A 20,227-nucleotide genomic window follows, 5' to 3' on the forward strand; every position below is an offset into this window, starting at 1 on the left:
ACGATCCCATCAAGCTGTACACGCAAGCGGTTCCAACAGCACGTACGTCCTGAAAGGATCCATACGACGTCGGGGGGCGGGTGTGCGGTGATGGTCCAGGGGGGCACGTGTGACGGGGTTCGTCCTACTTCGGGTGAGGGCCTATCGGCTCCTGCTCGCCGCCGCTGTCCTGGCCGTTCTGCTCACCACCTCGGTACTGGCCGCGCTCACCGCCTTCTCCGGCTCCATCGGTGACGCGGCGCTGCGTCACTCCCTCACCCATCGCTCGGCGACCGCCGCCTCCCTCGTCATGTCCGCGCAGGTGGTGCCCGCGCAGCGCAACGCGGCCGACGCGACCGCCCGGAGAACCGCCCGCGACACCTTCGACGGCCTTCCCGTGACCGTCCGGACGCTGGAGACGTCGGGGACGTACGCGCTGCCGCGCGGCCTGCGGGCTCCGACCGTCCGGGGCGGCGACCCGGATCTCACGCGCTTCGCCTCGCTCGACCGCAGCCGCATCCGACTCACCGCGGGCCGTATGCCGGCGGCCGGGAGCGGGAAGGCCGGTGATCCCGTCCAGGTCGCCCTGCCCCACGCCGCCGCCCGGGACCTGAAGCTGCGGGCCGGCTCGCGGCTCACCCTCACGGACCGGCTGGACGACAAGCCGCTGCGTGTCCTGGTCACCGGGGTCTACGAGGCATCCGACCGGACAGACCCGTACTGGCAGTTGGACGAGCTCGGCGGGCGCGGTATCCGCAAGGTCGCTTTCACGACGTACGGTCCGCTGCTCACCGACCCTGCCGTGACCGGTTCCGGACGGGTCAGTTCCGGCAGCATGTCCTGGCTGGCGACCGCCGATTTCCGCACGGCCACCACGGGCCGGATGGACGCGCTGCACAGTGCTGCCGCGGCTGCTCCGAAGAAGCTGCAGGCCGCCCCCGAGTTCAAGGCCGGGGCCACTGCGCAGACCTCGCTCCCCCGGGTGCTGGAGCAGATCGACCGGGCGCTGCTGGTCTCCCGTTCGACACTGCTGATCGTGGCCGTCCAGCTGGTGCTGCTCGCCGGATACGCACTTCTGCTGGTGGCCCGGCTGCTGAGCAGTGAACGCGACGGAGAGACCCGGCTGCTGCGGGCCCGCGGCGGATCGCGGGCCCGCATCACCACGTTCGCAGCGATCGAGGCGCTGCTGCTGGCGTTGCCCGCCGCGCTCGTCGCCCCGCTGCTCGCCGGGCCGCTGACCCGGTTGCTCGCGGACCGCGGCGCACTGTCCCGGATCGGGCTGCGGCTCGACGCGGGCGCCACCGCCACCGTATGGCTGGTCGCCGCCGTCGCCGCGCTCACCTGCGCGCTGGCCGTCGTGGCGCCCGCGCTGGCGGCCGGTGCCGGGGACCGTCGTGCCGGCCGTGCCGCGGCGCTGCCCGCATCGCTCCGGGCAGGTGCCGACATCGGCCTGCTGGTGATCGCGGCGGTGGCGTACTGGCAGCTCGACCGCCGGAGCACGGGTTCCGGCGGCGGTGCGCTGAGCGGGGACCGGCAGGGGGAACTCGGTGTCGATCCGCTGCTGGTCGCGGCTCCCGCGCTGTTGCTGCTCGCGGGCACCGTACTGACGCTGCGGCTGCTGCCGCCCGCGGCCAGGCTCGCGGAACGCGGTGCGGCAGGCGGCCGGGGGCTGATCGCGGCCCTGGCCGGCTGGCAGTTCAGCCGACGCCCGCTGCGTCAGGCCGGACCGGTGCTGCTGCTGGTCCTTGCGGTGGCGATGGGCATGCTGGCCATCGGGCAGGGCGCGTCCTGGGACCGTTCGCAGGGCGACCAGGCGGACTTCAAGGCCGGCGCGTCGCTGCGCGTGCTGGCCAGTGTCGACGACGATCCGGAGGAGGCGGGCAGGTACGCGCGGCTGTCGGGCGTACGGGAGGCGGCGCCCGCGTTCCGTACGACCACGGAGCTCACCGGTCAACGAACCGCCGAGGTCCTCGCCCTGGACACCGCGCATGCCTCCGAGCGGATGCTGATCCGCGGCGACCTCGGCGACCGGCCGCGGGAGCGGCTGTTCGACCCGATCGCCCCGCCAAGGACCGCACGGGCCGGGCTGCCGCTGCCGAAGAACAGCGAACAGGTCCGGTTCGATGTGCGGATCACGACGGCCGGGGCGCACGGGCGGCCGTCGCCGGACGCCACCGCGCAGCTCCTCGCCGTGCTGCTGGAGGATCGTTACGGCCTTGCGTACCGGGTGCAGGCCGGAGCCGTACCCGTCGACGGCAGGACACATCCGTTGGCCTTCGCGGTGGCGTCCACGGGTGACCTCGCCGTGACCGGGTTCGAGCTGGACGGCAACCATCCGGCCGGTCCGCGCAAGTCGCACCGGTTGGACGTCGGCGCCCTCAGGACCGTGACGGCCGACGGAGCCGAGCAGGCGGTCCCGGTCCCCGAAGGGTTCCGCTGGAACTCTGAACTGACCGACACCGGATCCGGTGAGGCGCTCCCCCGCGGTCCGGTGGACGCGACGGCCTCCGCGAAGAGCCCACTGGCCTTCGGGTACGACATCGGCTCGGCCCCGGACCCGTGGGAATCGCGGCCCGCCTTCTCCGTGCGGGCCACCGCGCCCCGTCCGAACGCGCCGATGCCGAACGCCATCGCCACCGACGCGTATCTGAAAGCCGCCGGAGCGAGGAAGGGGCAGAGCGTCGACATCACGGTGGCCGGCGAGAAGGTCCGGGTGAAGATCGTGGATGTGGTGCGCAGGCTGCCGACCACAGGCCCCGGCACCGGCTCCGATGCCTCCGGTACCGGCATCGGCCGGGACCGGGACGGCGGAGCCCTGCTTCTCGACTTCGGGGCCGTCGCCCAGGTCTTGACACAACGCCCGGGCGCTGCGTTCACCGCCAACGAGTGGTGGCTGAGCACCGCCCCCGGACAGGCTGGAAAAGTCGCGGCCTCGCTGCGGGCACAGCCCGACATCGATCCGGCACAGGTCCAGGTGCGTGACGAGATCGCTCGGGAACTGGTCAGCGATCCGCTGGGCGCAGGGCCGCAGTCCGCGCTGCCCGCGGTGGCGGTCGTCGCCGCTGCCCTGGCCGCGGTCGGCTTCGCGGTGAGCGCCGTCGGCGCGCAGCGGGAAAGGACCGCGGAGCTCGCGGTCCTGCGGGCGCTGGGTACGCCACGCCGACGGCTGACCAGGATGATCGCCGCCGAACACGGCGTGCTGATCGCGATCGCGCTGCTGGTCGGGACCGTGCTCGGGGCCCTGCTGAACCGCGCCGTCGTGCCACTTATCGTGCTGACCGCGCAGGCCACCATGCCGGTGCCCCCGGTGCTGGTGCAGTTGCCGGCCGGGCAGATCGCGGCGTTGCTGGCGGGCGTCGCCGCGCTGCCGCTGGTGGTCATCGTGTCCCTCGCCCTGCGCGGCCCCGACCCCGCGACCTCGCTGCGCCTCCAGGGAGACAACTGACATGGCTCCGCGTTCCGTTCGAGGCCGCGGCGTCCCCGTCGCCTGTGCGCCCTGGGTCCGTACCCGGCTGCGCACCGCTCCTGGCGCGGCTTGGGCGCTGGGGCTGCTGGTGCTGCTGACGTCGTTCCTCGCCGCCGCCTTCCCGCGCGCCGTCGAACGTTACGAGACCGAGGGGCTGCGCCATGACATCGCCGTCGCGGACCCCCGGCACAGTGTTCTGAAGCTCCGCGCGCCGCAGCCCGCTCTGCAAATACCCCAGGCGGAGCGCGAGGCAGCGGTGCGTGAGGTGGGGCTGGCGTCCGCCTATCGCGCGGCACTGTCCGCGCTGCCCGACGTGGTGCGGACCGACACCACCCAGTCCTCGTACGGCTTCCGCACCGGGAAACCGATCGCCGCGCAGGAGAGCTGGCTGTCCCGGCCGGACCGTGTCGACCCCGAGCTGACCTACTCGACGCTGTCGGGCCTCCGGAACCACGCCACCCTGCGCTCCGGGAATTGGCCCGCCGTCCACGGCGAGGTCTCCTCGGACACGCCGGAGGTGGAGGGTGCGGTCACCGAGGAGACGGCGAAAGCCCTGCGGATCAAGGCCGGTTCGGCCATCACCCTGCCGACCCAGGGCAGAACACCGCTGACCGTACGGATCACCGGCATCGTCACCCCGGAGCGCCCCGAAGCGGCTTACTGGTCGACCCAGCCACTGCTCCGGACCCCGGCCCTGATTCCCGAACCGGATCTGGAACCTCCGCGATACCACTGGACCGCGGCTCTCCTGCTGCCGCCGGATGCCGCGCCCGCACTGCTCGCCACCGCGGGTGCCCCGGAGGCGTTCTGGCGGTTCGCGCCGGACGGCTCCCACCTCACCGCCTCCGACGTGCCGGAACTGCGCTCGTCGATCGCCTCGTTGGAAGGCGGTCCCGGGCTGGTGAAGCTGCGTGCGGCGGTCGACGAGGACGCCGAGCTCTCGACGGACATGGACGAGATCGTCACCCGGTACGACACCCTGCGTACGGCGATCGGCCCGATCGTGACGGTCGCCGCCGTGGGCATCGGAGCCGTCGCCGCCGTAGTCCTGCTGATGACCGGCGGACTGATCGGGGTGCGCCGCCGCAGCGAACTGGCGCTGCTGCGCTCACGCGGCGGGTCGCTGCGCGGCATCGGCGGGCGGCTGCTCGCCGAGACGGCGGTGACCGCGGTGCCCGCGGCGGCGCTGGGGCTGCTGATCGCCGTAGCGACTGTCGGGCAGGCCCGGCTGTGGCCCTCGGTCGTCGGCGCGGCCGCCGTCGCCGTACTGGTCTGTGCCGCCCTGCCGCTGCGTACGACGCTGCAGCACCGCAGGCCGCAGCTGCACGGAGCCCGCGACGACCTGATGAGCGCCCGGCCGACACGGCGGCGCACGGTCGCCGAACTCACCCTGCTGATGCTGGCCGTAGGCGCGGTCGTCGCCCTGCGCCGACGCGGTACGGGGGGCGACGGCGGCGGCGACCTGCTGATCAGCGCCGCCCCCGTACTCGTCGGGCTGATCGCCGCCCTGGTCCTCGTACGGCTTCTTCCGCTGCCGCTGCGTCTCGCCTGGCGCTCGGTCGCCCGGCGGCGCGGTGCAGTCGGTTTCCTGTCGCTGGCCCGCGCCGGGCGCACCTCGGCGGGCGGCATGCTGCCGCTGCTCGCGCTGCTGCTCGCGCTGACCACGGCGGCGTTCGGCGGCTCGGTGCTCGCGGGTGTCGCCGATGCGCGGGACGACGCGGCGGTGCGCGCGACCGGCGCGGACGCCCGGATCGATGGCCCGGGCCTCTCCGTGCCGCTGCCGGACCGCCTGATCCGGGAGGTACGGGGAGCGGACGGCGTACAGGAAGTGGCGGGCGTGCGGATCGAGTACGACGTTCCGGTGTCGGCCGACGGGTCCGGGGACCAGCGCCCCAAGGGCGCCACCATGGTGGGCGTCGACCCGGCAACGTATGCCCGGCTGGCCCGCGCGACCGGCCTCGGGGCGTTCCCCGCCGACCGGTTGAAGGCTTCCGGACCCGCGGCTTCGAAGGGGACGGCGCCGTCCGGGGACCGGGTGCTGCCCGTCATCGCCTCCCCGTCCGTCGCCGAGCGGCTCGGTGACGGACCACGCGACCTCTCCACGGCGGCCGGGAACTTGAAGGTGCGGGTGGCGGGTACCGTCATGCGCACTCCCGCCGTCTCCGACAGCGACTTCTTGATCGTCGACGCCGCATCGCTCTCCCGCAGGCAGACCACCACGCTGCTGGTCACCGGCGGCTCCCTGGACGCGAAGGCGCTGCGCACGGCGGCGCACGACGCGGGCAAGGACTTCTCCGTACGGCTGCGCTCCGAGGAACGCCAGGCGTTCGTCGACACCCCCATGCAGCGGGGCGCCGAGGGAATCTACGCGGCAGCGATCGCGGCCGGCGCGGGCTACGCCCTGCTCGCCGTCCTGCTGTCGCTGCTGCAGACCGCACCGGAACGCACCGCCCTGCTGGCCCGGCTGCGGACCATGGGCCTCACCTCCCGGCAGGGCAGACGGCTCCTCGGCCTCGAAGCGATGCCGCAGGCGCTGCTGGCCGCCGTCGGCGGGCTGCTCGTCGGATGGGCGACGACGGCCCTGCTGGCGCCGGGCGTCGACCTGGTGAGCCTCGCGCTCTCCGCCGGGCCGCGCTCCGGCGCGACCGACACCGCTCCGCTGCGGGCCGACCTGTGGTCGCTGACGCTTCCGGCGCTCGGCGTGGTCGTCCTCACCGCCGCGGTGGCCGCCGTCCAGGCCTGGTGGGCCACCCGCCGCGGATCGATCACCGAACTCAGGGCAGGAGACCCCCGATGACGTCGCCGTCGACCGACACCACGCTGGCCGAGCTCGAACAACGGGCCGCAGCACGCCGCGACCGGCCCTCCTACGGGCACGACGCGGTGATCGCCTGCGACCGCCTGGTCCGCATCTTTTCCACGGACGGGGTGGAGGTGCAAGCCCTCCAGGGCCTCGATCTGCTGGTCGCCGAGGGCGAGTTGATGGCCCTGGTCGGTGCGTCCGGCAGCGGCAAGTCGACCCTGATGAACATCCTGGCGGGCCTCGACGTGCCCACAGCCGGGTCGGCGAAGGTCGCGGGGTCCGATCTGCTGTCGATGGGGCCGAAGGAACGGCTCCGCTACCGCCGGGACGTCGTCGGCTTCGTCTGGCAGCAGACCGCCCGCAATCTGCTCCCGTATCTCACCGCCGTCCAGAACATCACCCTGCCGATGCAGCTGCGCGGCCGGGGGCGCAACCGTGAACGAACCGCGCGCGCCGAGTCGTTGCTCCGGATGCTGGGCCTGGAGGAGGTCCGCGACCGGCGCCCGCAGCAGCTCTCCGGCGGCCAGCAGCAGCGGGTGGCGATCGCCGTCGCGCTCGCCAACAGCCCGTCGGTGCTGCTCGCCGACGAACCGACCGGCGAACTCGACTCCGCCACCGGCGAGCAGGTGTTCGCCGCGTTCCGCCGCGCCAACGAGGAGCTCGGCACCACGATCGTGATCGTCACGCACGACCAGGCGGTGGCGAGCGAGGTCCGCCGCACGGTCGCCATCCGCGACGGCCGTACATCCTTCGAGGTGCTGCGCCGCACCGAGGTCGACGCGGCGACGGGCCTGGAGTCCCAGGTGGCCCGCGAGTACGCGATGCTCGATCGCGCGGGCCGACTGCAACTTCCCGCCGAATACACGGAGGCGCTCGGAATGGAGCACCGCGTGATGCTGGAGCTGGAGCAGGACCACATCGGGGTATGGCCGGACGACCAGCCGCGCCCGTAACGGGTGTTGGTGGTGCTGGCCCCAGGTCGCTTCGACCAGGTGGCCCGATGTTCCCGCGCCACGTACGCACCTAGCGTCGTGCGGGAGTCATCCACCTGATCCGAGGAGCACGATGCGCGTCGCCTCACTGGTCACCGCCGGCCTGGGCCTGACCTGCTTACTCGCGGGCAGTGTCCCCGCGTCGGCCGCCCCCGCCGCCCCCGCCCACCAGCGGCTCGTCTGGGGCTCCTGCTCGCCACAGCAGCAGGAGCTGAACGAGGCGGGTGCTCAGTGCGCGAAGGTGACCGTTCCCCTCGACTACTCCGATCCCGGCGGCCCGACGATCAAGATCGCCGTCTCCCGTATCAAGGCCACCGCGAAGCAAGGGCAGCGGCGGGGCATCCTGCTGTCCAATCCGGGCGGCCCGGGCGGAGCCGGACTCGCCAACACCCTTTATCTGCGCCCCGCGTTGAAGGATGCCGCGGACCGTTACGACCTGATCGGCTTCGACCCCCGCTTCCTCGGCGAGTCCACCCCTATCACCTGCGACCCCGCCGCCCCGACACCCACGCCCGGCCCGACCACGACCCGCCGCAAGGACTTCGAACAGTCCGTACGGTCCGCCCGCGACACCGCACGCCGCTGCCAGGAGCACGGGGACAACGCGCGGCTCCTCCCGCACGCCACGTCCAGGAACGTCGCCCGCGACATGGATGCGATCCGCGCGGCGCTGGGCGAGCGCAGCCTGTCCTACTACGGCGTCTCGTACGGTGCCGATCTGGGTGCCGTCTACACCCAGATGTTCCCCCGCCGCGCCGACCGCATCGTCATCGACTCCTCCACCGACCCGACGGCCACCCAGTACGAACTCTTCCAACGGGCTGGGAAGCCGCTCGAAGAGGCACTGGACGCCTGGGCCGGGTGGGCTGCCCGGCACGACGACATCTACCGGCTCGGCAGCACGCCCTCCCAAGCACGGGCGAGTGTGCAGCAGTTGCTCGACGGAGCCGAGAATCGCCCGGTCACCGTCTCCGGTGTCCGGCTCGACGCGCCGTTGCTGCGGCTGGTGCTGAGGCAGCTCATCCAGCACGAGGAGTACGACCCGGCGCTCGCCGGTACGGTGCGCGACCTGACCGACGCCGCCGCGGGCAGGCCGGTCGAGCCCGGCCCGGAGCTCGCCGCCATGCTGGAGCTGCTCGCGTCGCCCGAGCTGGCGGACAGCATGCTGGGCGGGGCTCTGTTCATGTGCGGCGACAACGGCTGGCCGGCCGGTGGCTGGCCGAGGAACCCGGAGACGTACTGGACGAACATGGAGCGCAGCCGTGCCACCCAACCCGTCTTCGGCCCGATCGTCAACGGCATGATGGCCCCGTGCGCGTTCTGGACGAGCACGTCCCGCGAGCCCGCCACGGTGATCGGCAACGAGGTACCCGTACTGATGCTCCAGGCCCGGCGCGACAACAACGTCCCCTACGAAGGGGCGTTGGCGCTGCACCACCGGCTGACCGGTTCGCGGCTGGTGACGGCGGACATCCGCTCGCACGGGGTGTTCGGGCGCGGACTCGACGGCCTCGCCCCCGTCCCCTGCGCCGACAGGGCCGTCGACGACTACCTGCGCGACGGCACTCTGCCCGGCGCCGACCTGACCTGCCCCCGCACCGGGGAGGGCCGGTGATCAGCAGACGTACGGGCCTGGTGGCCACGGCATCGGCCCTGCTCACCGGAGCATCCGGACCCGCGGCCACGGCCGCCGCACCCCCTCGCGCCCCCGGGCCCCGCGGCCGCCTTCAGAGCGATGTGGACGCGATCCTGGCCACCGGAGCCACCGGCGTACTGGCCGAGGTACAGAGCGCCCACGGCCGGACGACGGCCCGCGCCGGATCCGCCGGTCCGACGGCCCCGCGCCACCCGGTCCCCTGGGACGCGTACTACCGGATCGGCAGCGACACCAAGACCTTCACGGCCACGCTCGCCCTCCAACTGGCAGGCGAGGGGCGGCTGGCGCTCACGGACACCGTCGAGCGGTGGCTGCCCGGCGCCGTGCGGGGCAACGGCAACGACGGCCGCAGGATCACGGTCGCCAATCTGCTGCGCCAGACCAGCGGGCTGAACGACTATCTCGCCGTCTCACCGGACGCGGCCGATGCGTTCACCCCGGACGGCTACCGCCGGTCGCGGTTTCGCACCACGACCCCCGAGGACCAGCTGAAGACGGCGCTGAGCCGGCCGCCCCTGTGGGTGCCGAACGCCGAGCACCCGGCCCGGGAAAGGCACTGGGGCTATTCCAACACCAACTACGTGGTGGCGGGCCTGATCATCGAGCAGGTGATCGGTAACTCCTGGGCGCAGGAGATCCACGACCGGATCATCGAACCCCTGGGCCTGCGCCACACGTTCACGCCGGGGACCTCGCCGTACATCCCCCACCCCACGGCCACCGCGTACACATGGTTCCCGGGCTGTACCCGGCCGACCGACACGACCCTGGCGTCCGGCGGCGGGGCGGACGGCTCCGTCATCAGCACCACCCATGACCACGGTGTCTTCCTGCGCGCCCTGATGAGCGGCAGGCTGCTGCGCCCTGCCCAGCTGGCCGCGATGAAGGAGACGGTCGCGGCCGAGAACTGGAGTGCGGCGCCGGGGGTCCGATACGGACTGGGCATCGCCTGGCGCCCGGTGGCCGGGAGCAGCGGCGGAATCTGGTTCCACGGCGGAACCCATCTGGGGATCGTCTCCGAGAGCGGGGTGACGCCGGACGGTGCGCGGGCCGCGACCAGCGCCACGTTCACCCTGCGGATGGGCGACCCGGCACAGGACGCCCAGGACATGGCCGCGCTTCGGCTGGTGGACAGGGCCCTGACCGGCTAGTAGGGCTTGGTCGTCGGCCTGTCCGGGGTGAGTCCGTCGGCCTGTCCGGATGGGTCCTGTCGTCGGGTCGTTGCTCGGCCCGCGCCCACGGTCACCGCGAGCGTGCCGAGTCCGCGGCCCGGGCCGCGCAGGGCGATCGAGCCGAACGGGGTGCGCAGCCGCAGCCAGGAACCGGCCGCGAGCAGGGCGACCGGGAAGTCCGGCGCCGGGCGGAGGAAGCCGAGGGACTGGGCGGCGTGGACGGCCCGCAGCGGAAGGTCGGTGCCGGCGACCGTGCGCGACCAGATCTCGCGCCCGATCAGGTCCCGCTCCGCCCGGGTGCGGCGGTCCTCGGGCAGGGCCTCGTCGCGGGAGCGGAACTCCGCCACCGCGGCGGTGACTGCTGTGCGCAGGGAGACCGGGTCGGGCAGGCCCGGCAGTTCGTGCCAGCCGCCGCGGGGCGGGAGGACACCCGTCCACGGCGGCCCGGTGACGGGTGCGGGCAGGGCGCCCGAACCGGCTGCCGTGCCCTCGACGTCGAGGGTTTCGAGGAGTTCACCGGCAGACACCGTGACGTCGAAGTCGTGCGGGCCGGCCAGCCGCGCCGCCCGGATCGCCAGGACCTCGAACGACGGCGGCCTGCCGAACACGGCCAGCGCACTGCCGCCCGCCTGCATCCGCACCGACGCGGCCCGGTCGTAGTGGAGCAGCCGGCCGAGGAAGGCCGCGAGATCCGCGGCCTCCCTCGGGTCGGCGAACTCCAGCGACCGCACGGGCACCGTCATACTGCGGCAGGCTCCTCGGCCAGGTACTGCTGGAGGAAGAGGTTCTCCTCGGCGGAGATCCGCCGGGGCCGCGCCTCGGCCAGGTCGTAGGGCACGACGACGGTCGAGGCCCGTACGTAGACCTGGTCCGGGTCCTTGATCTCGTACGCGATCGTCAGCGACGCGGCGCCGATCTTCGTGACCCACGACTCGACGGTCACCGGCTCGTGCCGGTGGACCAGCGGTCGTACGTAGTCGATCTCGTGCCGGGCCACGACGGACCCGCCCGAGAAGGACGGCGAGCCGTCCCCCGGCGCCAGCCGGAACATGAAGTCGATGCGCGCCTCCTCCAGATAGCGGAGGAAGACCACGTTGTTCACGTGTCCGAAGGCATCCATGTCCGACCAGCGCAGCGGGCAGCTGTAGATGTGACGAGCCAAGACGATCAGCCTCGCGTGAGCTTCTTGTACGTGGCACGGTGCGGGCGGGCCGCGTCCGCGCCGAGGCGCTCGACCTTGTTCTTCTCGTACGACTCGAAGTTGCCCTCGAACCAGTACCACTTGGAGTCGCCCTCGTACGCCAGGATGTGCGTGGCGACGCGGTCCAGGAACCAGCGGTCGTGGGAGATGACCACTGCGGCGCCCGGGAACTCCAGCAGGGCGTTCTCCAGCGAGGACAGGGTCTCGACGTCGAGGTCGTTGGTGGGCTCGTCGAGCAGCAGCAGGTTGCCGCCCTCCTTGAGCGTCAGCGCCAGGTTCAGGCGGTTGCGCTCACCACCGGAGAGAACACCGGCCGGCTTCTGCTGGTCCGGGCCCTTGAAGCCGAACGCGGAGACATACGCCCGCGAGGGCATCTCGACCTGGCCGACGTTGATGTAGTCCAGCTCGTCCGAGACGACGGCCCAGAGGGTCTTCTTCGGGTCGATGTTGGCGCGGGACTGGTCGACGTAGGAGACCTTGACCGTGTCACCGACCTTGATGGAGCCGGTGTCCGGGGTCTCCAGGCCCTGGATCATCTTGAACAGCGTGGTCTTGCCCGCGCCGTTCGGACCGATGACGCCGACGATGCCGTTGCGCGGCAGCGTGAACGACAGGTCGTCGATGAGGACCTTGTCGCCGAAGGCCTTCGAGAGGTTCTCGACCTCGACGACGATGGAACCGAGCCGCGGGCCCGGCGGAATCTGGATCTCCTCGAAGTCCAGCTTCCGCATCTTGTCCGCCTCGGCCGCCATCTCCTCGTAACGGGCGAGACGCGCCTTGGACTTGGTCTGCCGGCCCTTGGCGTTGGAGCGGACCCACTCCAGCTCTTCCTTGAGCCGCTTGGCGCGCTTCTCGTCCTTGCGGCCCTCGACCTTGAGGCGGGTGGCCTTCTTGTCGAGGTACGTGGAGTAGTTGCCCTCGTACGGCAGGGCGCGGCCTCGGTCGAGCTCGAGGATCCACTCGGCGACGTTGTTCAGGAAGTAGCGGTCGTGGGTGACTGCGACCACGGCGCCCGAGTACTTCGACAGGTGCTGCTCCAGCCAGTTCACCGACTCGGCGTCGAGGTGGTTGGTGGGCTCGTCGAGCAGCAGCAGGTCGGGGGCCTCGATGAGCAGCTTGCAGAGCGCGACGCGGCGCTTCTCGCCACCGGAGAGGTTGACGACTGGCCAGTCGCCGGGCGGGCAGCCCAGGGCGTCCATGGCCTGCTCCAGCTGGGCGTCCAGGTCCCACGCGTTGGCGTGGTCCAGGTCCTCCTGAAGCTTGCCCATCTCCTCCATCAGCGCGTCGGAGTAGTCGGTCGCCATGAGCTCGGCGACCTCATTGAAGCGCTTGAGCTTGCCCATGATCTCGGCGGCGCCGTCCTGGACGTTCTCCAGGACCGTCTTCGCCTCGTCGAGCTGCGGCTCCTGCATGAGGATGCCGACGCTGAAACCGGGCGACAGGAACGCGTCACCGTTGGACGGCTGCTCCAAGCCCGCCATGATCTTCAGCACCGTGGACTTACCGGCGCCGTTGGGGCCCACCACACCGATCTTCGCCCCGGGCAGGAAGTTCAGATTGACGTCATCAAGGATCACCTTGTCGCCGTGCGCCTTGCGCGTCTTGCGCATGCTGTAGATGTACTCAGCCAAGAGAAACCGTCCGGCTATCGATGTGTGGGCAGATACACCCCATCTTGCCTGACGTCCATCCCAGGACGGAAACCCGTCTCATCAGGGCCCTGTGAACTGCCCTTTCGCCGTCCGCGCTCGTAGCCGACCTGTCACTGGTTGTCGCCGTCGATCGCTGCCGAGCGCCCTCGCACGGCCCAGGGACGGCCCAGAGACGATCACTCGGCTGACGTCGCCCACGTGTCGAGCCTGACGTTCACCTGGTGATCGCGCTCGGCGAGCCAGAGGACCGCACCCTCGACGCGGGCACGGGGAGCAGGCAGTCCAGCCACGGGTAGGACGCTCGGCACATCCGCCGCGTGGCGATCGCCCGGACGCGGCCGACTGCACCTGCGGACGGCGGCACCCTTCCCTGCTATCGCCCGGTGGGAATCTCGTAGACGATCTCGCACAAGGCGGCGGGCACGACGATGTCCGCAGTCTCCACGGGTCGGCCCTGGTCGCTGTAGTACGTCCGCCTGATGTGGGTGACGAGAGCGGCCTTCTGGATGCCAAGGAGAGACGCCTCCTCGATGGTCGCCTGCCGCGGCTCCGGCTGCTCGACAGCGTGGCTGACTGTGACGCCGATCGCAGCCATACGGTTCACGACGCCCGCCCCGGCGTGTGGCCCTCCCTCAGGGAGAACGACGAGTGTGCCGGCGGTGAGGTCGTACGGCTCCCAGCTCGTCGACAACTGCATCGGCCGACCGTCGGCCAGGAACTCGTACACGGTACGGACGCACAGGTCACCTTCGGCGACACCGAGCCGCGCCGCGATCTCCGCCGGTGCCGGGATCTTGGCCTCGGTCCGGCTCTCCCAGTCCCCGTGTTTGCCCACAGCCTGCATGTCCGCACGAAACGGGGAATCGTCACGCTGCTCGCGCGCCGAGGAACGGACCACCCGGACGCGCCGACGGGGTTCGGCGACATAGGTGCCGGAACCCGCACGGCCTTCCAGAACTCCCTGGGAGATCAGCAGCTCCTGCGCCCGGCGGATCACGTTCTCGCCGACGCCGCACTCCTGGGCGATCTGAGCACGTGAGGGCAGCCGGTCCCCCGATGTCCACTCATGCTCCGCGATCCGCTGTCGGAGAACGTCCGCGATGCGGAGATAAGGCGGCTGCTCAGGCATATGGAAAATCTAGTCCACTAGCCCTAATCTAGTTAACTAGCTTCACGTACTGTGATCACTTGGCGACGGAGACACCTGTGCCTGCTTCCGAACTGAGCGTCGAGGACATCGCCGCCCGGTTGTCCGCCGCCGGACTCACCGCACGCGTGAAACAGCACGTCCACCACACATCGATCGAAGCGGAGGTGCCGGACGACTTCCCCGCCGACGCATGGCGGGAGGTCCTGGAGGTAGTGGCGAGGGCCGATCGATTCGGACTCTCCGCCAGCAACGTGAACGGCCGCGTCTTATGGGCCGCCGTAGGCAAAGCGGTCCCCGCGACGGGCGATGTCCGGGGACCTGGCCATCAGCGATAGGAGCTGACCAGCGTGTTCAACCGTATCCGCCGTGCCGTCTCACGCACCAGTGAGCGGTACTTCCCGAAGGGTCGGCACCGCCGCCCCTTAACGCCTGTCCGATCGAGGGTCGTTCACCTCGGACTCGCCGACTCCCCCACGCTGCACATGGGGCGGCTTCGAGACGGCATGGATGTTCTCGTCGCCGAGGAGACCGCGCTCGTGCGCCCATGCGTGCTGGCCAGCAACGAACACGCGAGGCGACGCTCCACGGCCGTAGCTCACACCCCTTTCACGCAAACCTGGTTCGCACCGCCGGAGGCCATCTGATGCCTTCTCATCAGCGTCCAGGCGTGACGAGGGCGAAAACCGCTTCCTACAGGTCGAGTTCGTGCCTGATCGGTACGCACCGTGAGTGCGCGCATTCCTCCCCCACCGTGGCACCGATCGGCGTTCCCGTGGTCTACGAAACGTGCAACTGCCCTTGCCACCCGGCGACTCCCCTGGTCGCCTCGAAGGAGGTGTCCCAGTGATGAGGTGGACGCCCAGTGGTCCGCTTGCCGCCAACGTCGAGATCACCTCGGCCAGCGTGCAGCGTGGGGATGTGATCCAGATCGGCGGTCAACCGTGTCGCGTGGTCGACCTCTTCCAACTTGCCGGCGAAGCCAAACGGCTTCGTTTCGAATCGGGCGAGCTGCTGACCATGCACTCCCGGACCCGGCTCGTCGCCCTACGGATGCTGAGAAGGAGGTGATTCAATCCGTGGCTTCCCGCCGTCATGTCATCGCCGACGACCTCCGGACGCAGATCTCAACCGGCCGCATCAAGGCCGGCGAACGTCTCCCATCTGAGGCACAACTCGCCTCCCGCTACGCGGTCAGCACGCCAACGCTGCGGAGCGCCCTCGCGGTACTCCAGCGCGAAGGGCTCGTCGAGAAGATTCACGGCAGGGGGAACTTCGTCCGCCACCCCCTCCGCAGAATCACGTACGTCGGCGGTGGCCGCACTCCCACCGCTCAGACCGCGACCGATGCGGCTCTACGCATGACCGTCCGCACCACCCATCTTCCGGCGCGAGGGCATCTGGCCGCTTTGCTGAGGGTGTCGACAAGCAGCCCACTGACCGAATTCCTCTGCCTCAGCCACGAGGGGAAATCACCACACAGCCTGGCTCGAATCTACGTCCCCCGCGACTTGGCGCCGACCGACAGTCCAAGCGAATCACCCTGCTGCGAGGAGGTGTTGGTCAGGCTGACGGAGCTCCGCCCCCCACCGGCCGTGGTACAGGAGCAGGTCAGCGCCCGCTTCCCGACGCCCAGAGAAGCGGCAACTCTTCGCATCAGCTCGGCCCTGCCCGTCCTCGCAATCACACGCGTCGCAACTGACACCACTGGACGCGTTGTCGAGGCGGCGCTCCTGGTGCTTCCCGGCGACCGCGCCGACGCCCTCTTCACGCACCACACGGCGACCGAAGAGAGGGGGACGGACGGATGACGCCCCGCAACGAAATGCGACTCCTCCCATGGTCGGGCCCCGAGGGCAAACCGTGCTTCCTGAGCACCGACGACAACAGCGGCCACCTGTCCCGCCTGGCCGACAATACGGAAGCGGTACAACTCGGCATGGCGGCCGAACTCCTGAAGCACGTGTCAGAAGTACTCGGCGACGAGGAGGCCGAACCGGAGGAGCTGTGGCTCCTGGCAACGGACCTGACTGGAGCTCTCCACGAAGTGCTCCGTGTGGCAACAAGCCGCGGCCACCGCCTGTCGTTACCGGATCTCTCCGCTCATGATGGGGGCGACGAGGGCCTGCGGCTGCCGGCGGCCGCCTTCGGCTAGCGGCACCGCAGATCCAACGGCAGAGAGGCCCCAGACCGAGTCTGGGGCCTCTCTGCTTGGGCCGTACCTCTCTCGCCGCGGGCATGGAGCCGGTTGATGCACGCTTTCCAAGTCTGTTGGCGGGGTTCCTCATAGGGCGCAGGGACGGTTCACCTGCACTCACCCGAGGTCGGCCGCTCACCCGGCATAAGGCACCCTGCCTTCTCTGAACACTCGTCAACTATGCTGAATGAGACGGAAAATGAGACGGCCGATGAGCTGCACGCGCAACAGACCTGAGCGTTGAGCAAGAGCCACGGCACCGGGTCAACACGGGGCACGGCGCATCGTCGTCATGGCGCGGCCTACCGCTGGCAGCTGGGACGCACGATTACCTACGGACAAGGCTCTATAGCCAACTGGATGACAGGGATTTAATGCATGGATATGGGTACGCGCCAGCGTATGCTCTTCACTTCTCTTTCGGAGGTAGCCATACTTCGCGCGCTTGAAGTAGCTGGCAATCGACTGAAAAAGAATGACCGCCCCTCTCGGGCGGCAGTGAACCACCTTCCCAAATGGGATGTTCATACATTTCTACCTGCAAAAGAAGCAAACCTCGACTCTCTCCTGAAAGGATCATGGGATATCCCCAGGGCTTCAGGCTATCCCGACAGGCTTTTGCAGGCACTGGACGAGCACGCCCGCATCATCCTGACAGCGGGCATTGCCTACAGTCGAGCAGACTTGCTTATGACGCTGTCAAAATACGACCTAGATGCCATGATCTTCTACGAGAAGAACGGAGGCTGAAATGACCACATCCCGGCCTGGACTCCCTGCAGCACTGGAGCGCGGCCTTCGGTTAGAAGTGGGTGGAGTCTGCCCGTTCACTCACTGCCGCATGCCGGCTCAGGAAAATTGTCACATTTGGGATCGAGCTAAGGGTGGACCTGATGTTTTTGGCAATTTACTCAGGGCATGTGCAGCGCACCACCACCAACATACAGCCGGACACATCCCCGACCATGATTTACGGGTAATCAAGGCTCGCCTCGCCTGGAACAACGACAGGTATACACACGCCGAGTATCTCTGGCTGCAGGTCTTTGCGCAGCTTGGAGGCACGCACTTCAGGCATCCGACTCCAGAACGTGCCTGTCTGCGGTTCTTGGAGACGGACGGCTACATACTGTTCGTCGGGACCTCGAAGGCCGCCGACAGCGAGCGGCCAATGGACGACTGGCGACTCACCAACATCGGACAGTGGTTTGCGAAGGCCTGGTCGGAGTCTGGGGCCTATCCCATAAGAATCTCGCGTTGTTAAGACGACGTTGGGGCGCCGCGAGCAGCGATTAAGAATCGAACTTCCGCCCTGAGCTTGGGAATCACCGGGGGCCCCGGGTATACGGGCGTCTGAGCAGGTGCTGTCATTGATCTGCATGGCCTGTCCCACTGCAAGTCGCTCCCTCGTTGACCGTGGTACACCGCGCGATCTGGTGCGCATCTGGTGCGTCTGGTCTGCGCTGGCGCTGTAGCGAACCCTGCTCGAACAGGGAGGTGCCCGCCCCTTCGCGCTTGCTCAGCGCGTTACATGGGGGGCGTACGCAGTCACCGAGTTGGCGAGATTCCCCGAGTGGCCCCCAGATGTCAGTGTTGATCGCTACCCTGATTACCTCATGCGTACTACCAACTGTGCCAGTGGGAGAATGAATGTTCAGCATCTCTGAGGTCGAAAACTTTGGTGCTATCGATGCTGATGCTGACGACCTCCTTAGAGAGTGTTTCCAGGATCACCCAGCCTATGTTGCGGCTAAGAGGCAAAGAAAATTCCTGATCCTTGGCAGAAAAGGATCAGGTAAAACGGCCATCTTCAAAAGAATTCTTACGGAGCGTCGCCCGAATGAGTTCTCTTATGGCCACTCCTTCGATGACTACCCCTGGCAGCATCACGACCTGCAAGCCCAAGTAGGAGTTCCGGAAGAGAGGCGCTACTTCCACAGTTGGAAATACTTGATCTTGATCGGCTTGGCTAAGGTGCTCCTCAATGCGGATCAAAGTCAGCCGTGGAGTGATGATTCCTTCGAATCGGTGCAAGCGCTTGAGGATTTTGTTGTTGACTCCTATGGGTCGAGGGATCCAGACGTTCGGCAGCTTTTTAGCCCAGAGAGGGAGTTGCGACTGAAGAGTGTCCTAAAGGTGCCGTTCTTTGAGTTGTCGGGTGAGCGTGTTCGAGTCAGGGAATTGCCTCCGCATATTCAGGAAGTGAATCGAGCAATTCAAGAGCACGTCTTGCGTGCATTGAATCCGGTCAACTCGTATTACATCTGTTTTGACCAGCTTGACCTCGGCTTTGTCAAGTCCGAGGAGTCGTACTCTCAGCGGCTGGTTGGCCTCATCCTTGCTGCCCGTGATCTATTTTTGGCGGCCCGGGAGCGCGGCAAGAAACTGAACGTTGTCGTGTTTTTGCGCGACGACATTTATCAAGATCTTCAATTCGAAGATAAAAATAAGATCACCGAAAACTTTACCAGCTTGGTCCAGTGGAGTGAATCCGGCGCCGGGTTGACGCTGAAGAGGTTGATGGAGAGTCGTTTTACTAACGTACTTGGGGGTGGCGGGGACTCGGTGATCCCTTGGGAGGATGTGTTTGACGAGACTCGGGAAATGCCCAGTCGGCAGACGAAGTACAAGCACATCTGTGATCGAACGTTTTTGCGCCCTAGGGATGTCATTAAGTTCTGCAACGAAGTTCTGGAGCAATATAAATCACCTCTCTTTGTGGCGAGAGGGCAGTTCGACAATGAGGCGGTTCATGAAGCCAGGTCGGGCTATTCTGACTACCTGCTGAATGAGCTGGACGACGAGATCGCTAAGCATGTCCCGCAGTATAAGGAGTACTTGGAGGTCGTAAAGGAGCTGGGTGCTATGCAGTTCTCCCTAGCCGACTTCAGTGCTGCTTGGTCGCGGCGTTCGACTTTGTCTGAAATTCCAGCAAAAGTTGGCCTTGCTCAGCTCTTCGAATTCTCGGTTGTAGGATATCTGAAGCCGGGAGGGCGTGGTGGCGGTTCCGAGTATGTATGGAGGTATCGGGACCCGCGTGCTCGCTTCAATGCGACATCTGAAGTATTCCGAATTCACGCAGGCTTTAAGGAAGCACTAGATTTGACTCGTCAGAGCGCTTAGAGGCTGCTCGCGCCCAGGTCGGCGGAGCGGGTTTGGCCGGTGTCCTGCCCGGTTTGGGGTCGAGCATGATCAGGGGGCCGTACGCTGGCCAGCAACTCGGGCAGGCTGTGATCCTGCCCGGAATTTGAACGAGTGGCCCCCTGGTCTTGCTCGACGCGGGACCCGAACCGGGGAGGTGGCTAAAGCCGTGGAGCCGACCGCCCCAGCCACAGCGGGTTTCTCCCCACCATGGCGCTCGCTCTAGCCGCGCGACCGGCGTAGCCGGGGCCAGAGCGGGCCGAAGGCAGGAGCGCCAGGCCCCGGCGGTGAGCCGGGGAGCGCGCGGCGAGCGGAGCGAGCCGCCTTGATGAAGTAGGGAAAGTTCTACCGCGCTGGGATCAGGTTCTTGCCGTCGTGGCTCCGCACGTGGGGGCCGGCCCCGTCGAGGGCGTCCAGCAGTCGGATCGCGTAGACCTCGGACATGCGCTCGGTGATCTGCTCCTGGGTGAGCCATTCGACTGCCGTCGATTCCGCGGACGTGCGCTCAGTGCCTCCAGAAGGCTTGCACCGGAAGACCAGGGCGACGATGCCTCGGGTCGTGTTCTTGTAGACCCCGGTGAGTTCGTCCACCTCTACGTGGATACCCGTCTCCTCCAGGACCTCGCGTACGACGCCCGCCTCTGGGGTCTCGTCGAGTTCGAGTACGCCACCGGGTAGCTCCCAAGTGCCGTTGTCGGCGCGACGGATCGCCAGGAGCCGCCCGTCTTCGCGTACCACTACTCCGGCCACAGATACGGAGTGCAGCGGCATCGAGGTTGCCTCCTGTGATTGACTCATATACAGGAGCATAGGAGGCAGA

The 20,227-nt window shown here is 68.4% G+C and carries 16 protein-coding genes; 11 read left to right on the forward strand and 5 right to left on the reverse strand.

Translation table 11 applies throughout. The annotated features are described in order from the left end of the window. Window positions 1–109 precede the first annotated feature (109 nt). The 5 genes from ABTZ94_RS11425 (at window position 110) to ABTZ94_RS11445 (ending at window position 10,048) form a co-directional block, all read left to right on the forward strand. Entirely contained in the window at window positions 110–3,424 is a 3,315-nt protein-coding gene (locus ABTZ94_RS11425) for an FtsX-like permease family protein (RefSeq protein WP_351199871.1), read from the forward strand. 1 nt (window position 3,425) lies between these two features. After that, complete coding sequence (locus ABTZ94_RS11430) at window positions 3,426–6,242, forward strand: FtsX-like permease family protein (protein WP_351199873.1); 2,817 nt, start codon at window positions 3,426–3,428, stop codon at window positions 6,240–6,242. Beyond that, on the forward strand, window positions 6,239–7,201 hold the full coding sequence (locus ABTZ94_RS11435) for an ABC transporter ATP-binding protein (protein ID WP_351199875.1): 963 nt from the start codon (window positions 6,239–6,241) through the stop codon (window positions 7,199–7,201). Before ABTZ94_RS11430 ends, ABTZ94_RS11435 begins: the two co-directional genes overlap by 4 nt. Before the next feature lie 112 nt (window positions 7,202–7,313). Then, window positions 7,314–8,855, forward strand: a complete 1,542-nt coding sequence (locus tag ABTZ94_RS11440; protein WP_351199877.1) for an alpha/beta hydrolase — start codon at window positions 7,314–7,316, stop codon at window positions 8,853–8,855. After that, window positions 8,852–10,048: a serine hydrolase domain-containing protein gene (locus ABTZ94_RS11445; RefSeq protein ID WP_351199879.1), complete on the forward strand. Its 1,197-nt coding sequence runs from the start codon at window positions 8,852–8,854 to the stop codon at window positions 10,046–10,048. The genes ABTZ94_RS11440 and ABTZ94_RS11445 overlap by 4 nt, the downstream gene beginning before the upstream one ends. Here ABTZ94_RS11445 and ABTZ94_RS11450 read toward each other — a convergent pair. From ABTZ94_RS11450 to ABTZ94_RS11465, 4 genes are all read right to left on the reverse strand, one after another. Beyond that, a complete protein-coding gene (locus tag ABTZ94_RS11450) occupies window positions 10,045–10,812 on the reverse strand; it encodes a DUF8010 domain-containing protein (RefSeq protein WP_351199881.1) in 768 nt (255 codons plus the stop codon). The two genes, ABTZ94_RS11445 and ABTZ94_RS11450, sit on opposite strands and share 4 nt — an antisense overlap. After that, window positions 10,809–11,231 carry an acyl-CoA thioesterase gene (locus ABTZ94_RS11455; RefSeq protein ID WP_351199883.1) on the reverse strand — a complete coding sequence of 141 codons (423 nt, stop codon included), beginning with the start codon at window positions 11,229–11,231 and terminating at the stop codon, window positions 10,809–10,811. The genes ABTZ94_RS11450 and ABTZ94_RS11455 overlap by 4 nt, the downstream gene beginning before the upstream one ends. Window positions 11,232–11,236: 5 nt before the next feature. Further along, window positions 11,237–12,901, reverse strand: coding sequence for an energy-dependent translational throttle protein EttA (ettA, locus tag ABTZ94_RS11460; RefSeq protein ID WP_351199885.1), 1,665 nt, complete (start codon window positions 12,899–12,901; stop codon window positions 11,237–11,239). Window positions 12,902–13,295: 394 nt separating this feature from the next. Next, on the reverse strand, window positions 13,296–14,051 hold the full coding sequence (locus tag ABTZ94_RS11465) for a GntR family transcriptional regulator (RefSeq protein WP_351199887.1): 756 nt from the start codon (window positions 14,049–14,051) through the stop codon (window positions 13,296–13,298). 77 nt (window positions 14,052–14,128) lie between these two features. Here ABTZ94_RS11465 and ABTZ94_RS11470 point away from each other — a divergent pair, with 77 nt between their 5' ends. The 6 genes from ABTZ94_RS11470 (at window position 14,129) to ABTZ94_RS11495 (ending at window position 19,389) form a co-directional block, all read left to right on the forward strand. Then, window positions 14,129–14,407 carry a hypothetical protein gene (locus tag ABTZ94_RS11470; RefSeq protein ID WP_351199889.1) on the forward strand — a complete coding sequence of 93 codons (279 nt, stop codon included), beginning with the start codon at window positions 14,129–14,131 and terminating at the stop codon, window positions 14,405–14,407. Window positions 14,408–14,918: 511 nt separating this feature from the next. Then, entirely contained in the window at window positions 14,919–15,140 is a 222-nt protein-coding gene (locus tag ABTZ94_RS11475; RefSeq protein WP_351199891.1) for a hypothetical protein, read from the forward strand. Between the two features lie 8 nt (window positions 15,141–15,148). Next, window positions 15,149–15,880 carry a GntR family transcriptional regulator gene (locus ABTZ94_RS11480; RefSeq protein ID WP_351199893.1) on the forward strand — a complete coding sequence of 244 codons (732 nt, stop codon included), beginning with the start codon at window positions 15,149–15,151 and terminating at the stop codon, window positions 15,878–15,880. Continuing rightward, entirely contained in the window at window positions 15,877–16,224 is a 348-nt protein-coding gene (locus tag ABTZ94_RS11485) for a hypothetical protein (RefSeq protein ID WP_351199894.1), read from the forward strand. The genes ABTZ94_RS11480 and ABTZ94_RS11485 overlap by 4 nt, the downstream gene beginning before the upstream one ends. A gap of 420 nt (window positions 16,225–16,644) precedes the next feature. Then, window positions 16,645–17,016 (forward strand): hypothetical protein, encoded by a 372-nt coding sequence (locus ABTZ94_RS11490; protein WP_351199896.1) that lies wholly within the window; start codon window positions 16,645–16,647, stop codon window positions 17,014–17,016. 900 nt (window positions 17,017–17,916) lie between these two features. After that, window positions 17,917–19,389: a P-loop ATPase, Sll1717 family gene (locus ABTZ94_RS11495; protein WP_351199898.1), complete on the forward strand. Its 1,473-nt coding sequence runs from the start codon at window positions 17,917–17,919 to the stop codon at window positions 19,387–19,389. A gap of 363 nt (window positions 19,390–19,752) precedes the next feature. Here ABTZ94_RS11495 and ABTZ94_RS11500 read toward each other — a convergent pair whose 3' ends face one another. Continuing rightward, on the reverse strand, window positions 19,753–20,217 hold the full coding sequence (locus ABTZ94_RS11500; protein WP_351199900.1) for an NUDIX hydrolase: 465 nt from the start codon (window positions 20,215–20,217) through the stop codon (window positions 19,753–19,755). Window positions 20,218–20,227 lie beyond the last annotated feature (10 nt).

Source organism: Streptomyces sp. NPDC002785 (assembly GCF_040295565.1).
Taxonomy (GTDB): domain Bacteria; phylum Actinomycetota; class Actinomycetes; order Streptomycetales; family Streptomycetaceae; genus Streptomyces.